The 14304-nt window shown below is 42.4% G+C and carries 13 protein-coding genes; 5 read left to right on the top strand and 8 right to left on the bottom strand.

Annotated features, from left to right (window positions below; all coding sequences use genetic code 11):
- Window positions 1-356: 356 nt before the first annotated feature.
- The 3 genes from fetB to QO187_RS03985 all read right to left on the bottom strand — a co-directional run bounded on the left by fetB (window position 357) and on the right by QO187_RS03985 (window position 2714).
- Window positions 357-1133 (bottom strand): iron export ABC transporter permease subunit FetB, encoded by a 777-nt coding sequence (gene fetB / locus QO187_RS03995; protein ID WP_227673280.1) that lies wholly within the window; start codon window positions 1131-1133, stop codon window positions 357-359.
- A 147-nt stretch (window positions 1134-1280) separates the two neighbouring features.
- The gene (locus QO187_RS03990) at window positions 1281-2120 is read right to left on the bottom strand and encodes an ATP-binding cassette domain-containing protein (protein ID WP_201571815.1); all 840 of its coding nucleotides are present in this window, start codon (window positions 2118-2120) and stop codon (window positions 1281-1283) included.
- 6 nt (window positions 2121-2126) lie between these two features.
- A complete protein-coding gene (locus QO187_RS03985; protein WP_201571813.1) occupies window positions 2127-2714 on the bottom strand; it encodes a thioesterase family protein in 588 nt (195 codons plus the stop codon).
- Window positions 2715-2919: 205 nt separating this feature from the next.
- On the opposite strand from QO187_RS03985, the gene xthA reads away from it, so the two are divergent.
- The 3 genes from xthA (at window position 2920) to QO187_RS03970 (ending at window position 5918) form a co-directional block, all read left to right on the top strand.
- Window positions 2920-3744, top strand: a complete 825-nt coding sequence (gene xthA / locus QO187_RS03980) for an exodeoxyribonuclease III (RefSeq protein ID WP_371547364.1) — start codon at window positions 2920-2922, stop codon at window positions 3742-3744.
- A gap of 191 nt (window positions 3745-3935) precedes the next feature.
- Window positions 3936-5159 (top strand): bifunctional glutamate N-acetyltransferase/amino-acid acetyltransferase ArgJ, encoded by a 1224-nt coding sequence (gene argJ / locus QO187_RS03975; RefSeq protein ID WP_201571809.1) that lies wholly within the window; start codon window positions 3936-3938, stop codon window positions 5157-5159.
- Between the two features lie 360 nt (window positions 5160-5519).
- Entirely contained in the window at window positions 5520-5918 is a 399-nt protein-coding gene (locus tag QO187_RS03970; protein WP_101204449.1) for a DUF4377 domain-containing protein, read from the top strand.
- A gap of 116 nt (window positions 5919-6034) precedes the next feature.
- Here the strand turns inward: QO187_RS03970 and QO187_RS03965 are convergent, their stop codons facing one another.
- Entirely contained in the window at window positions 6035-7471 is a 1437-nt protein-coding gene (locus QO187_RS03965; protein ID WP_227673284.1) for an L-serine ammonia-lyase, read from the bottom strand.
- Window positions 7472-7990: 519 nt separating this feature from the next.
- On the opposite strand from QO187_RS03965, the gene QO187_RS03960 reads away from it, so the two are divergent.
- Entirely contained in the window at window positions 7991-9415 is a 1425-nt protein-coding gene (locus QO187_RS03960) for a solute carrier family 23 protein (protein WP_102092484.1), read from the top strand.
- Window positions 9416-9545: 130 nt separating this feature from the next.
- Here QO187_RS03960 and QO187_RS03955 read toward each other — a convergent pair whose 3' ends face one another.
- The 3 genes from QO187_RS03955 to QO187_RS03945 all read right to left on the bottom strand — a co-directional run bounded on the left by QO187_RS03955 (window position 9546) and on the right by QO187_RS03945 (window position 11407).
- Window positions 9546-10088: an IS630 family transposase gene (locus QO187_RS03955; protein WP_265089095.1), complete on the bottom strand. Its 543-nt coding sequence runs from the start codon at window positions 10086-10088 to the stop codon at window positions 9546-9548.
- Window positions 10039-10389, bottom strand: coding sequence for an IS630 transposase-related protein (locus QO187_RS03950; RefSeq protein ID WP_101204408.1), 351 nt, complete (start codon window positions 10387-10389; stop codon window positions 10039-10041). The genes QO187_RS03955 and QO187_RS03950 overlap by 50 nt, the downstream gene beginning before the upstream one ends.
- Before the next feature lie 85 nt (window positions 10390-10474).
- Complete coding sequence (locus QO187_RS03945; RefSeq protein ID WP_201571805.1) at window positions 10475-11407, bottom strand: DMT family transporter; 933 nt, start codon at window positions 11405-11407, stop codon at window positions 10475-10477.
- A gap of 479 nt (window positions 11408-11886) precedes the next feature.
- Between QO187_RS03945 and QO187_RS03940 the strand changes: the two genes are divergently transcribed.
- Complete coding sequence (locus QO187_RS03940; RefSeq protein ID WP_371547358.1) at window positions 11887-12909, top strand: WG repeat-containing protein; 1023 nt, start codon at window positions 11887-11889, stop codon at window positions 12907-12909.
- 320 nt (window positions 12910-13229) lie between these two features.
- On the opposite strand, the gene QO187_RS03935 is transcribed toward QO187_RS03940, so the two are convergent.
- Window positions 13230-14279, bottom strand: a complete 1050-nt coding sequence (locus tag QO187_RS03935) for an alpha/beta fold hydrolase (protein ID WP_102092481.1) — start codon at window positions 14277-14279, stop codon at window positions 13230-13232.
- Between the last annotated feature and the right edge of the window lie 25 nt (window positions 14280-14304).

Raw genomic sequence — 14304 nt, 5'->3', positions numbered from 1 at the left:
TGTGCTTTGTACTCAACAAAAAACTTGGTAATCCGCCTCTTCAGTTTGATTTGCTTATTTCAAGTTGAGAGTGGGGTATAAAGCATTAAATAGAACAAATAAATAAAAAGTTCAGTAATAAAAATAATGCTCGTTCTAAAACTATTTATCTATAGCTTACAAATAGAGTATCAAAAAAACGATACATTTGAGCAATACATTAGCATGAATTTAGTCTAAAACAATAACAGTAAGCGATACTGATCAGTACATATATTAACTTATAAGAATATAGTGACTTTGCTGGCTGACAAAAGAAGGATTAGATAATTAATATTGATGAGCTGATGAAACACAAAGGAATGTAGATGCCAAAATTATTGCGGTAAAATAAATTGATCTTTTTTATTAAAGAATCGTCGATAAATAAGTAAGGCGCTGATGGTGCAGCCAAGCGTGCTGCTGACACATATCAGGAACATAGTAACTATTTGATAGCGTACGGCTTGAGTGGGATCGGCGCCCGCTAGGATTTGACCCGTCATCATGCCTGGTAAGCTAACAATACCGACGACTAGCATAGAGTTTAAAGTTGGAGTCATGCCATTAGTGATAGCTGCCTTTATCTGCTCATGGACGGCTTCGAATGGCTTAGCAGATAGACTGAGCATCATCTCGATACGCCCTGATTGCTCATGAAAAGATTCGATCAATTGATTGCTCGTCAACGAAATGGCAGTCAGAGAGTTCCCTAATATCAGACCCAATATAGGAATAATAAATTGCGGTGTATACCAAGGCTGCACATTCAAAATCGCTATAATCGCAATCGCCGTTACTAGTATTGCTGAGATACCGACTGCCAATAACGTATCTGTTAATAACCCCTTATAACTGCGTTTAACGCGATTTTTGGCGGCACTTCCTGCAATTAAAGTCATGACCGTTAAGATAAGTAGCACTTCATACCATTGTTCACGTGCAAAAATCCACGCCAGTATCAGCCCAATAAAGCTAAGTTGTATGATCGTACGAAAGGCCGCTATTAGAAGGGTCTTGCTTAGTTTTAAACGTAAGCGCCAAGAGATGAGTAATACAATGATAATTAGGCTGCTAGCAAGAGCGATATCACTATAAGTGAGAAAAATTTGCATATCATTCGTACCACTCATATGAGCTTATTTAGGAAGTAATTATGGTAATAATACAAGGTGAGGGTTGAGGTCATTAACGTGCTAAATTGTCTGAGCAACTATACGACGACTTAATCACTTGATTAAATATTTCTGAATACAAGTTCTTTAAAAGTCTGTAGTGAGTACACCTGCTTGCATGTGCCAGTGTCTATTTGCCAAAGGCATAATATCTTTTGTGTCGTGAGTCACCCATAGGAGTGTGCGCTGAGCATCTGCGTGCAACCAGCTGATGAGTAAGTTGACTAGCTGTGCTGAAGTGCCCATGTCTAAAGCGGCGGTTGGCTCGTCTAGTAATAGAACTTGTGGACTAAGTTGTAATAGACGCAATGTATTGACCAGTTGGCGCTCGCCACCAGATAAGTGCTTGGCGTCCTGTTGCAAAAAATCTGCACTTCTATCTAAGTGTTGAAGCTGAGCAACATGCCAGTCTATGTTAAAAGTCTGCGACTGGTGAGCGTGCAATTGATAAGGCATTTGTAAGTTTTCAAGGACACTGCCGTCTAACAACTGTGGGTGCTGAGCGAGTAGGGTAACTTGCTGGCGCCACAGTACAGGTGCAGTCTCATGAATATCGTGATAAACATTACTCGACGTGTCATTATCATGCAAACGAATAGTACCGCTGCTCATGGGAAGTAACCCTGCCAATATTCGCAACAGTACTGATTTACCGCTACCAGACGCTCCTGTCAAAACAGTAACTTGCCCTGACAATAGCGTACCGCTCGCACCGCTTATTAGCGTTCGATCAGGAGTTGATGGCTCTTTATCCAGTGAAGCGTCTGCGGTTAGCTTGCTTGCCCATTTTTGATAAATGCTATACGGCATAGAGCTTTTATTCGAGGCTTCTTTGCTATTTTTAATGCTTTGAGCATTTATCGTCCGTTGGCTATGTACCCATAGGTTATCAAATTCAAGCAACACTCTATCCGTATCTATGCTCATAGCGTTCTACTGCTGACCATTTACTTGCTCGTCGATAGCTTGTTCGATCGTAACGCGCAGTTTTTTTGGTACACGAATAGGACGCATTGGTGGGGTTGTCGCTGAAGTATCTGGTTTATCGCTGCCTATCTCGTCATTACTCATTGGCTCTGGTTTGACGAGGTTTTGTACGCAGGCAATGACAATTTTGGTACTGCTTAGTAGCTGGCTATCATCTGTTTCGTTAGTACTATGATTTGGTAGATTGCGATAGATACTTTGATAAAATATGATGCTGGCAGGTTTTAGCTCCACTTTATCAATACGTACGCTAATTACCTCATCTAATAGAATGGCTCTTTTGTATTGCAAGTCCGCCTGACTCACGACAAAATGCTGCACTTCACCGCTATCAGTCTGCAAAAAATACCCATTTAAGCCCAGCTCAGTAAACCAGTCGCGTCGGCAGTTTTCAAAAAACACCAAGTGATTGGCGTGATAGACTATACCGCCAGCATCAGTATGGTTAATATAGACGTTATAATCTTTAGCAAATAATGGTTTGGTGTCATCACTCATGGCTGATGTCGTATTTTTTTGCTTAATTGTTGTCATAGTAATGCTCGATATTCTTAATAAGTATTGTTGAATAAAAGTGTTTCAGATAGACCAATAATAGATAGTGCTTATAATAGAGTTACTCTAGCTCAAGATATCAGGCCATGCAACCGCTAGAACCGCTTACATTTGTTATCATAGCCGTTTATATTTCCCCCATTTATAGAGCGCTATATTCTAACCAATCAGTATAGGACAGTTTATGACCCGTTTTGTCAGTTTTAACATCAATGGTATCCGTGCACGTCAGCATCAGCTCGAGGCGGTGCGCGAGGTAATCGATCCTGATGTCATGGGCCTACAAGAAACCAAGGTTCATGATGATCAATTTCCGCTTAGCGATATCGAAGGACTGGGCTACCACGTCGAGTACTTTGGACAAAAAGGGCATTACGGCGTTGCACTATTATCCAAAGCTGCACCTGTATTCGTACAAAAAGGCTTCCCTGGCGAAGATGAAGAAGCCCAAAAGCGCTTTATCCATGCACGTTATGAGTTTGAAGGTCGTGAAGTGGATGTGCTCAATGGTTACTTTCCGCAAGGAGAGAGCCAAGATCACCCGACTAAATTTCCTATGAAGCGTGCTTATTATGCCAATTTGATGACTTATATTGATACGCTAAAAGCGGAAGGTCGTTCGATTATCGTCATGGGTGATATGAATATCGCACCAGAAGATATCGATATTGGTATTGGTGAAGTCAATGCCAAACGCTGGCTAAAAAATAGAAAAACCTCATTTCTGCCAGAAGAGCGCGAATGGTATTCGGCATTGATGTCGCGTGAGCTGACAGATACTTACCGTCTGCATTATCCAGAGAGCACTGAGTTATACAGCTGGTTTGATTATCGCAGTCGCGGCTTCAACGATGAACCTAAGCGCGGGTTACGTATTGATCATATTCTATGTACCTCAGACTTAATCGATAAATGTATCGATGCTGGTATCAGTTATGAGCTACGTGCTATGGAAAAACCATCTGACCATGCACCGATTTGGTCAGCATTTGACCTAAAGAAACAGTAATACTTATATACCGTGATGCCTATATATAGTCAATCTTATGTAAACTAGGTACGATAATCAGCTTGCTCAGTTTATTAGTTATAGAGCTGAAGCTAGTGCTTCTTGTATTTGAATAAGCTTAAACTGACTATAGTATTTATCACTTCGTATTACACAAATAACGATAAAAATTGAGAAATAAGGATTTTATTATGGCTGTTGGAAATGTATCAGTACCTGACGTTATCTATCCTATCGATGGTATCAAACTCAGTGCCACAGCGGCAGGTGTCCGTTATAAGGACCGCGACGATCTAGTAGTTATCGAAATATCTGACAAGGCCACTACTGCGGTTGTAACCACTAAAAACACCTTTTGTGCCGCGCCAGTGCGAGTATTGCGTGAGCACTTTGCTAAGGTTAGTCCGCGCTATTTAGTCACCAATACGGGTAACGCAAATGCAGGTACGGGCGCTGATGGCAAGCGCCGCGCTATTGATATCTGTACAGCATTGGCTGACAAGGCCGGTGTAGATACCAATACGATATTGCCATTCTCTACTGGCGTGATTGGTGAGCCGTTAAATAGTGATGCCGTCATCGCAGGTTTGGATAATGCATTGGCTAATCTAGCGTCTGATAGCTGGCTAGCCGCTGCTAATGGCATTCGCACGACAGATACTATTCCTAAATTGGCCAGCCAAAAAATTGATGTAGCAGGTACTAGCTATCATGTCACTGGTATGTCTAAAGGCTCAGGAATGATACGCCCAAATATGGCGACCATGCTAGGCTATGTGGCGACAGATGCCAATATCACCGCTGACTTACTGCAAGAAATGCTAAGCGCTATCAATGAGCAGTCTTTCAACCGAATTACTGTCGATGGCGATACCTCAACCAATGACTGTTGTGTGTTAATCGCAACAGGTGCTGCTAGCTCAGAGGTGATTGATAGCACAGAGCATCCACATTATCAGCCTGTATTTGATGCATTGGCTGATGTGTTTGTCCGTCTGGCACAATTGATTGTGCGTGATGGCGAAGGCGCTACTAAATTCATGACGGTCAAGGTGACTGGCGGTCAGACCACGCAAGAATGCTGCGATGTGGCTTATGCAGTCGCACATTCACCCTTAGTAAAAACGGCATTCTTTGCCAGTGATGCTAACTGGGGACGCATATTAGCAGCAGTGGGCTATGCTGGTATCGAAAATTTAGATACAGAGCAAGTTGATGTGTATCTAGACGAGGTAATGATTTGTCAAAATGGCGGTGTTGCACCTGACTATACAGAAGAGGCGGGCAAAACAGTCATGAGCCGACCTGAGATTACCATTCATATCGACCTTGCACGTGGCGATGCTAGCGATACCGTATATACCTGCGATTTGTCATACGATTACGTCAAAATAAACGCTGATTATCGTAGCTAGTACTTCTCCATAAAACAGAATTTGCGTAGTTGCATCAAAGCCAGAACAATATTTGTTCTGGCTTTTTAATGTCAAACTTCTGCTCAGTAGCAAATAACTCTGCTATTCAATACGCTTCATTAACATCAGTTGCAAAAGCTGACGTTACTTTACAAAGCAGTTATAGAGGGTAAGACGAATAGCGACCTATAATGGTTTCAGTAAGAAGCAAACAACCTTATTAGCTTGTAGCAAAGCAAGATAAGGTGTTCAAAACAATAAGTTTATCTAAGTAGCAATGAATTATTAGCTAAATCAATAAATAAGCCAGTAACTAAGCTATCAATAAAGAATCAATAACAATTATCTGAGGATTGAATAATGAAGAAATTAGCACTTGCAGCATTGATGACGACTTTTGCCCTTTCTGGTTGCTCTACGATGAGTATGGATGATGAGCGCACGATGGTTGTTGAAGGACAACCTATGAATGTAAAAGTAGTTAATATTCCAAGTTTTGAAGTGGAAATTGCACCGCGTAAAGCAGTATGTGACTTAACTGCTACTGATGGCAGCATGGTTGAATCACAGTGCTTGCAGTATCGCCAAACCTATCAGAAAAACTACACAACGCTAAACGGTAATATTCAGGGCTTTACCTATGAGCCGAACTATCGTTATGTCCTAGATGTACGCCAAGAAGCAGTAACAGCAGAAGGCTCAAACGTAGTGCAGCCAGTATGGATTCTAAACGAAGTGGTATCAAAAACTGCTGAATAATATTGATAGCAATATATAGACGATAAAGCAGTTATACATGACAAAAAAGGCCTCTAATTCGTTAGAGGCCTTTTTGTTGTTTCTATTGTCAGTAAATTATTTCTCGAGAAGTTAACCTAGCACTGACTATAATTAACACTGACACCGCGCGTTGCCGTAGGGATTCTATTGTCAGCATAAATCGCCAGACCGCCTCGTGCTGTTTCTTTATACTTATCAGACATATCAGCTCCTGTTTGCTTCATCGTCTCTATCGCTTTATCTAAAGAGACGAAGTGCTGACCATTGCCTCTACAGGCTAAGCGTGCTGCATTGATTGCCTTGACTGCGCCCATCGCATTACGCTCGATACAAGGCACTTGTACCAGTCCGCCAATAGGATCACAAGTAAGACCTAGATTGTGCTCAATGCCAATCTCTGCTGCATTTAGGCATTTAGCTGGCGTGCCATTCATGATTTCTGCCAGTGCAGAGCCTGCCATTGCACACGCAGAACCAACCTCACCTTGGCAACCGACTTCAGCACCAGAGATTGAAGCATTTTGTTTGATAAGGCTACCGATAGCAGTGGCGTTTAGCAAAAATTTACGAACGCCATCTTGGCTGTAGTTGGGCAAAAAGTCACGATAGTAATGCAGTACGGCAGGAATGATACCTGCTGCGCCATTGGTTGGAGCAGTGACTACTTTGCCGCCATTTGCGTTTTCTTCGTTAACGGCGAGCGCGTACAAATCGACCCAGTCCATAGCGGCTAACTTATCAGTCTTGGTTATCGGTTGGTCTTTTTCAGCGCACAGCTGCGTGTGCAAATCTTGGGCACGGCGTTTTACATCTAATCCACCCGGTAGGATACCGCCATTTTCACAGCCTTGTTTGACGCAGTCTTGCATGACTTCCCAAATGCTATCTAGATAAGCAAATACTTCTTCTTTGGCATGGAAGTGACATTCGTTTGCTAGTACCAATTCGCTGATGCTCAAGTCATGCTCACGACATTGCTCTAGTAGCTCTGCTGCGTTATTGAACGGGTAGGGAACTCTATTGATGGTCGGGCTGGCATGATCTTCGTCTGGGTTAGTTGCATCTTCTTCATTGATGACAAAACCGCCACCGACTGAATAGTAAGTCTGCTGATAGCGAATGCCTTCAGTTGAGATAGCACGTAGCGTCAATGCATTAGGATGATAAGGCAGCACAGTATCGTCATACCAGTAGATGTCTTGCTCTGTATCAAAAGCAATCGTATGCGTGCCTGATACATTGAGAATCTTGTCAGAGAAGATAGGAGATAGGTAGCTGCTGGTCATGCGTGTGTCTATCGTGCTAGGCGTATGTCCAAGCAGTCCTAACAAGATAGCGGTATCTGTTGCATGGCCTTTTCCGGTCGCTGCCAAAGAGCCATACAGTTCAATCTCAATGGTCTTAACCGCAGTCAGTTCCATCTGCTCAGTTAGCGAGGTCAAAAATAAGTTTGCAGCGACCATCGGTCCGACTGTATGCGAACTGGATGGGCCGATGCCGATTTTAAATAAATCAAAAACACTGATCATAATAAGTCACCAAAAATTTTAAGCGCTTTAGCCTATTTTATCTATGGCATTGGGCGCTTTTGTGAAAAATATAATAGACAGCCTTCGCTCCTAGTCACCATTGATAGGTGGGCGCGAGACACTATTTATGAAGGTTATAAGGTAAATGAGCACTGAGGGCAATCGAATAATAACTTTTATTTATTTTGAAACTCCGTTATCATGCTCGCAGTCAACAACTATGTAACATCCTGTAAGTTGGTTATCATCGTAAAATAAGACGGATTAAAAAAGACTAAATTTTTCAGTCAGACATATCCGTATTCATACATCTAGCAAGATATGGCTATCATACCAAATAATACTTTTGGTTTGTCATATTACAACATAAATGAATGAATTAGGATGACATATTATAGATAGAAAGACTTAACGTTTTGCTATTTATACAAGCCCTTAGAAATATATCCATTTATTAATATACTTATTTTATCAGTTATTCTAGCCTATTACTTTAGCTTAGCTCACATAGGACAAGCGCGCATGCCATCTCAAAAAGACCCTTCATCAGCGTCAGACAATAGCGCTCAAGATCTATCGACTCAAAATGCCTTGGAGTCTGCAGGCATTGATTCAGCCGCTATCAATTATCCGCACAATCCAGATTTTGAAAATGGCCGTTGGTTTCCGACATGGCGTCCTTATAAGGGTGACTTGGATCGTGATCCAGTCGGTATCAACGACTATTTACCTCCGTCAAAAAGCGTATTGCTCGGTATACAGCATACGTTTGCCATGTTTGGTGCAACTGTGCTTGCACCTTTATTGATGGGGTTTGATCCTAACTTAGCTATCTTGATGTCCGGTATCTGTACAGTAATGTTCTTTATGATTACCGGTGGGCGTATGCCGAGCTACTTGGGATCAAGCTTTGCTTTCATTGGTCCCGTCATCGCGGTGACCGCTTATGCAGGCGCAGGGTTCAATGACAATCTAAATGTTGCGCTAGGCGGTATTATGGCCTGCGGTATTATTTATGCATTGATTGGTCTGCTAGTGATGAAGACAGGTACAGGTTGGATTGAGCGTTTGATGCCGCCTATCGTGACGGGTGCGATTGTCATGATTATCGGTCTTAACTTGGCGCCAGTGACCATTCAAGGCGTGTCTGCCAATCAGTTTGATGCTTGGATGGCTACCTTGACCGTACTGCTCATTAGTGGTGTTGCAGTATTTACTCGCGGTATGTTGCGTCGTCTGTTGCTACTCGTCGGTCTGGTTCTGTCGTACGTTGCTTATTTTGTCATGACCAATATTCTAGGCTTTGGTACAGCGATTGATTTTAGTACAGTAGCTGCCGCTTCATGGTTTGGACTACCAAGCATTCATACGCCGCGCTTTGAGATGAGCGCTATTATCCTAATTGCACCTGTGGCTTTTATTTTGGTGGCTGAAAACCTAGGGCACTTTAAGGCAGTAGAGGGCATGACCAAGGCTCGTGTGACGCCTTATATGGGCCGAGCATTTTTGGCGGACGGTTTGGCCACGACTTTTTCGGCAGGATTTGGTGGTACAGGTGTCACTACTTACGCTGAAAACATCGGTGTCATGGCGGTTACCAAAGTGTATAGCACGACGATATTTGTCGTAGCAGGATTGGTTGCTATCATATTGGGACTGTCACCAAAGTTTGGTGCGATCATTCAGACCATACCAGCAGCTCTGTTGGGCGGTGCTTCTATTGTTGTCTTTGGTCTTATCACGGTTGCTGGGATAAAAATATGGATCGATAGCCATATTGATTTTAGTAAAAACAGCAACTTGATCATCGCAGCAGTGACGGTCATTATGGGTACCGGTAACTTTAGCTTGCACTTAGGCGGCTTTGATTTAGGCGGTATCGGTACTGCTACTTTAGCCGCTATCGTGTTGAATGCTTTGTTTAACCAAAGCTCTGAAGCGAAATAAGTAATACTGATGAGATTGAAGTTTGAGCTTATCAAATAAAGATAGTCAAAGCATATCTCATCTAACAAAAAGCGCCCATGCTACCGATAGCATGGGCGCTTTTTTATGGCAGTGTTGAGCAACAGTATAGTTAAGTCTTTATAAAATCGATACAGCCCATATCACGAAACAGTTTAGGTAGATTATTCTCCATCCATCCTTGGCGTAGAAACTTAGCCTGTGCCCATTTTTTCTCGATAGGGTTTAGATCAGGGCTGTACGGCGGCAGCCATAAAATACGATGACCATGTCTATTAAGTAGCTTTTGAATACGCTTACTCTTATGAAATCGAGCATTATCCATGACAATCACGCATTTAGTTTTAAGACTTGGGATTAGCGTGTATTTGCACCAGTGGTAGAATATGCTGCTGTTAATATTGTGTTCAAAGTAATCAAGCGCAAATAGCATTTTTTCATAGAGAGCTCCGATGACATTCGTACGTCTCGAAGCTTGCCAGTTGTAGCTATCGATACAGGGTTTACCAATCGGTGCATAGCCATGAGAACGAATGGTTTCAGCCTCAAAGCCGCTTTCATCCATATAGACAATGGGATAGCCTTGCTGCGTAAAGCGATCAAGCCTACTCTGGAATATCGCTCTTTTTATCGGACACGCTTTTGGATGTTCCAAGGTCTTTTTTTTGACTGATACCAAGACGCTTTAAAGCATTAAAGATGCCCGTTTTACTACAGTTCAAGCGACGAGCTCTTTCATAGTTATAATCATCTGGGTATCTTTTTACGTCTTCAATCAATGCGTCATCAGGTATTTTAGTCGGTGCTTTATTTCTGGTTGTTTTAGGCGCTAATTTCTTCTGCCAGCTGTGAATGGTGCTGGTGCTAAGTCCATAAAATAGCGCAGCTTCTCGTATGGTCATACCATCAGTGATGCTAGAAAGTACCTGTTTGCGATAGTCTATTGAATAAGTCATCGTTTATTTCATTAAATGCAATTGTTAATAGGGTTGTATCGGTTTTATTTGGATTAGACTATAGTATAGAACAACAGTATCGGAACTATTTATAATCTCGCTTATAAAATCTTGAAAAAAATCGATAGCGGCGAAGGGCGCGTGGCTTTGGCTTCAATGAGCCTAAGTAAATAGCAAACATCGTTAATAGTGCACCACTCCACTGTAAAGTGTTAATCGGCTTGTCCAGCCAGCTATAGTCAATGACAAGGGCTGCAATAGGTTCAGTCAATAATAGCAGTCCAGTCAGTGCTAGAGATAGTTTAGGAATAGAGTAGGCAATCAATCCCCATGCTAAGCACTGCATCACCGTACCATAGATAAGCACCCAGCCAATCTCAGACCATGTATTGGGTAGGATATTATCTGTGTCAAATACAAACATCGGTATAATCATGGCTAAGACGCCGCCGATACTGATCAGCTGCATTAGCATAAATATAGGCGTCGGTTCAGTGTCATGCGTTTTGCGGATAAAGGTCATCGAAGCCGCTAGCATGGCACCAGATACAATCCCAGTGACAAAGCCCCAAGTCGCAGCGGTATTGTGTGCAAATTCAGGACTACCTATCATCGCCACGCCTATCATGGCTAAAAACAAACTAATAAGCTGCACGATAGACTGACGCTCATTAAAATACAAAAACCCAATCGCAGCCAAGAAAAATATTTGCAGACTATTAAGCAGCGTCGAAATACCAGGCCCAACCGCATAAATACTCTCATGCCACAGCGCCAAATCTAATCCTAGAAATGCTCCCGATAGTAGCGCATAAAAAACGGCCCGTCTTGATTTGGGCGTTCGTTGGCCCATTATCTTAGCCAATACCGCAAATACAATACCAGAAACAGCCAATCGCCAAAACGACATGGCCCAACCACCAATATCGACGTGAGCGACAATTAAGCTGCCCAACCCAAAAATGATACAACCAATGACTAAGCCAATAGGTGCAGATCGCGTTGAAGCAATAGCCATAATTTGTCCTTATAACAGTATTTGAATAACAGCACTCTTATTATCATTGCATCATGTCAGAACTTATGTTGACACAAAGCCATATTGTCGTGGTTTTCAGTGCAAAATGAAATGGCAAAACCACAATTTATTACGGTGAATACAGATACTCTCGCTATGCGGAGGATTATTGGGCACGTTAGACGCAAATAAATAATCAAAGTATTTGATATAGCTACGTTTTTCACAAGAGTCTTATGACAGTTGGGTAATAGTATTTATATCAAAATATTTGTATCAGGGTGACGATTCGTAGGAGTATAAAAGCGCATGATGTATACAAGTGATATTTTTGTAGAGATGGTTTGTAGGGATAATATGTGTGTAGCACTTTAAGCGCCATTATTGCTGCAACACATGTATAGTAGATTGACGATATAATGTACTTAACGTCTGATTTGTTATACCAAACAATCTATATTATTTGTCTAGGTTTATTTATGCTTCAACGATTGCTATCAAAAAAACAGCCACATACATTGTCTGGCTTGCTACCAAAAATATCGCAATACAGTGTCGTCGTGACGATGCTATCTAGCGCATTGTTTTTGATGCCTAGCGCACATGCCGCCAGCTGTAAAAGCCCAAAAAGTTATTACAAAAACGTCTCCTGCACGGCTAGTAGCAGTTACTTTTTGGCGATCAAAGATTTTGGTGCGCCAGTGGCGTTAATCGATAAAAAAGGCAAACGAGTCGTTGATTTATCGCGTTATCAAAAAGTCGATGCCGATAAACTGTCAGGTGGACTGTTGCCTGTACTGCGTAACAGTCGCGTCGGTTATCTCAATATGCAGGGCCGCGAAGTCGTGCCTGCCATGTACGATATATTGACAGAGAGTCAAGGTTGGGCGCGGCCTGTATCGGATGGGCGTATCGTGGTAAAAAAAGAGGGTAACTATGGTGTGATTAACACAGCCAATAGTACCGTTGTCTCATTTTCTGCAGCGATTGATGATATCGATAATTATCGTAATGGAGTAGCGCGTGTGCGTAAAGGTCGTGCAACCAGTTGGGTGGATAAAAACGGCAATGCGGCGAGTGATCCGAATGCCCAGAATAACACTCAGGCAGTGAATAAACCTACTTCTTCTAACGAAAAATCTAGCACAGCATTACAGTCTGCACCGGCGCGTTTTACGACACTTCAATCGCGTCAGCAAGATGGTAAATGGGGTTTCGTCGATGACAATAATGTCACGATGATTACGTACTCATTTGATGAAGTGCGTCCGTTTTCTGAGGAATATGCTGGCGTGCGTATCGGTGAAGAGTGGGGCTTTGTCAATTTAGGCGGTGAGCTGGTGATTCCTTTTCGCTTTGCTAATAATGGTGTGAACGCTAACGATAGCTATCAGGGCAAACCATCCTTCGTATTTATAGGTGGTAAGGCGTGGATTGGCAACCTAAAGAATGGGAATAAAATGTGTATTGATAAGGAAGGCGCTGGCGTTGCTTGTGATTGATGCAATTGCTAGGGCGTGTCCTCATTTTAAAAATGGTGATAAAAATGAGATAAATCGCAGTCAAACAATGAAAATAGCGCAGATAATATCGAGATATTAGTCAGCTATTTGACGCTGTTTGGCAAGATTTAGCCATTTTTAACCCATTTAGATAACTATCGATTGAATTGAGGACACGCCCTAGGATTAAATAAGCAATAAAAAAGAGTGTAAAACCTGTGAGTTAGCGATAGGTTTTACACTCTTTTTTTAACACTAATGCTTTTAGCTCACTTAGATGACTATCGATTGAATCGAAGACAAGGCTTAGTCTTCTACAGCTATTTGCTCGATAAATGATTACTGATTAAGTCGACCATATAAGGCTGATAATACTCTGGAATATCGTGTGCCATACCTTCGATGAGATGGAACGTAGCATTAGGGATGGTCTTGGCAACGACTCGGCCCTGTGAGGCAGGCAGGAGTCCATCAGCGCTACCATGTAATACAATCGTCGGTGCTTTGACTTGCTTACTAAACCGACTGATAGAGCCTGATGCCAAGATAGCATTGAGCTGCTGTACTGTACCAAGCGGGTGGAAGTTGCGCTGATAGCGAATCTTAGCGATTTCACGGACCATACGCACATTCACATGACCTGGTGTACCAACGGTCTTCATAAACCAAACACTATGACGCACGATATCACGCTCAGAGTGGCTCTCTGGACGATTGATAAGGGTATATAGCTGTTTGGGCTTTGGCGGCTTCAAAAACGCACGATTGGTCGTGGTAAACATAAGCGCCATTCGCTGCACTAAGCTTGGATAACGTGCCGCCACAATTTGTGCAATCATACCGCCCATCGAAGCCCCAAGCAGATGTGTCTTGCCAAGCTTGAGTGCTTTAATTAGACGTGCGGTGTCTTCAGCCATGTCTGTCAAGTTATAAGCAACCTGTGTGCTTTTATTAGACAGCCCTGTTTGTAGGCGTACCATCATTTTAAGCTGGCTAATACGCGGCAAACCTTCTATCTGCACTTTAGAAGACAAGCCGATATCACGATTATCAAAACGAATCACAAAAAAACCAGCATCGATAAAGCGCTTAATAAAATTGTCTGGCCAAAATATCATTTGTGAGCCTAGCCCCATGATCATCAGCAGTGGCGGATTATTGGGATTACCGCCAGCTTCGACACACAACTCAATACCATCACCGATGTCAATCATTGCTTGACGGAGGTGCTTACTCAAGTCAGAGTCGCGCCATTGGTGCTCCCCAAATTTGCGCCACTCAGGAGTAGGGTAGTTATTCAGATGATCTTCTAGATTGTTATCTAGCGTTTCAGGCAATTTGGCACTATTGATGTCATTTGATTTTGTCATGAAGTGTCCTAATTAGAGGGTCATC

Origin of the sequence: Psychrobacter sp. Arc9 (assembly GCF_041431295.1) — a bacterium.
GTDB lineage: Bacteria > Pseudomonadota > Gammaproteobacteria > Pseudomonadales > Moraxellaceae > Psychrobacter.
Note: the sequence above shows the minus strand (reverse complement) of the source record. Positions and strands in the feature narration are given on the sequence as shown.